The organism is Nodosilinea sp. LEGE 07298 (genome assembly GCF_015207265.1).
Lineage (GTDB): Bacteria > Cyanobacteriota > Cyanobacteriia > Phormidesmidales > Phormidesmidaceae > Nodosilinea.
The window spans coordinates 1-1,284 of sequence record NZ_JADEXE010000586.1; the positions used below are offsets into that span (position 1 = coordinate 1).

Below are 1,284 nucleotides of genomic sequence, written 5' to 3' on the forward strand. Positions count from 1 at the left end.
GGCTCTCCTGGGATCACTATGCAGCGGTTGGAGAAAAATGCCAGCAGATTAGGCATCGGAGGCGGAATCGCTCAAAATTAGTGAATCCGTAGCCAGAGCGCTTAATCAACTTCAAACGCGTGTTGATACCCTCGACGACACCGCTCGTCGTTCGGTGCTCAAAGTACTGGAGAATTTCCCCAAACCATCGTCTCATGGTCGCCACAGCGTTTGGATAGAGTGATTTCGCCGCCTTCATCCAGTCAAGGAAGTCCGGTAGGGCTTGAGACCAGGACTCAGCGTCAAATAGCTTCCTAAAGGCTTCTTTGGATTGATGCATCAAGGCGAGTTTGGGGGAGACAGCTATGACCTCGGCGAGTTTGTCGCGCTGAGTATCGGTGAGATTGGCTTCTGGCTTAAGGAGCGCGTACTTACTGGCTTTGAGGGCCGCTTTAGCATCCTCGGGAGTAACGCCATCGGGTAGGTCATCCGGTGAGCGGCGGAAGGCATTACGGGCTTGATTCAGTTCCTGATTGACCAGGCTCATGATGTGGAAGCGGTCGGCTACGATATCGGCCTGAGGCATCAAACGACGGACTAATCCCCGGTAATTGCCTGAGAGATCCATGCTGACTTCTACAACGTTCGAGAGGACATCAGGACCCCAGGTGTTGAGCACGGCTTCAATCGCGGCATGGGTGCGCGACGGAGCCATGCCAATCAAGCGATGGGTGTCAAGGTCACTCAAAACCACGACAAAATCCTTGTGACCTTTACGCAGCGCGATTTCGTCAATTCCCAAGCGCCGTAATCCGCTCACGTCGATACAGACTTTTTTGCGCTCACATACTCCACCATTGACCACACAATATCTTCGCTTAACCTATGCTGTCGCGACACATTGGCCGTATCGCTGTGAATCAAATCAGCCACCACCACCTCGGCGTACCGGTCGGTGTAGACCCGGCGAACCCCAACAAACTCAAAGTCCTCGCTGAAGGGTTTACCGCAGTTCGAACACTTAAACTGGCGACGATTGACCCGTAACCACGTCTTGCGGTAATGACTGATGGGGAGGTCACGAACCAGGTAGCCATGATTCTGGTGCAGGTGGCGGCTCAGGGTTCCACAGCGGGGGCAGGTCGCCGTGTCACTGTGGGCTTCGACGCTCAGAATCAGACCCTCCTCGGTCTCGTCGTACGACTCAACATCAATACCGGGTAAACCCAAGAGCTCTGTCAGTAGAGGCACCATAGCCATAACGTATAGTAACGGCTACTTCAGCATACTCATTCCAGGAGAGCC

2 protein-coding genes are annotated in these 1,284 nt (G+C 53.9%); both read right to left on the reverse strand.

Going from position 1 to position 1,284, the window contains the following annotated elements; translation table 11 throughout:
- Positions 1-16: 16 nt before the first annotated feature.
- Positions 17-844 (reverse strand): ISL3 family transposase, encoded by an 828-nt coding sequence (locus tag IQ273_RS33235; protein ID WP_313898351.1) that lies wholly within the window; start codon positions 842-844, stop codon positions 17-19.
- Positions 796-1,233 (reverse strand): transposase family protein, encoded by a 438-nt coding sequence (locus IQ273_RS33240; RefSeq protein WP_194027328.1) that lies wholly within the window; start codon positions 1,231-1,233, stop codon positions 796-798. Before IQ273_RS33240 ends, IQ273_RS33235 begins: the two co-directional genes overlap by 49 nt.
- Positions 1,234-1,284: the final 51 nt, after the last annotated feature.

What these genes read in the sequence shown, in the direction of transcription:
- IQ273_RS33240 (WP_194027328.1), bottom strand. Translation starts at nt 1,233, where the DNA reads ATGGTGCCTCTACTGACAGAGCTCTTGGGTTTACCCGGTATTGATGTT.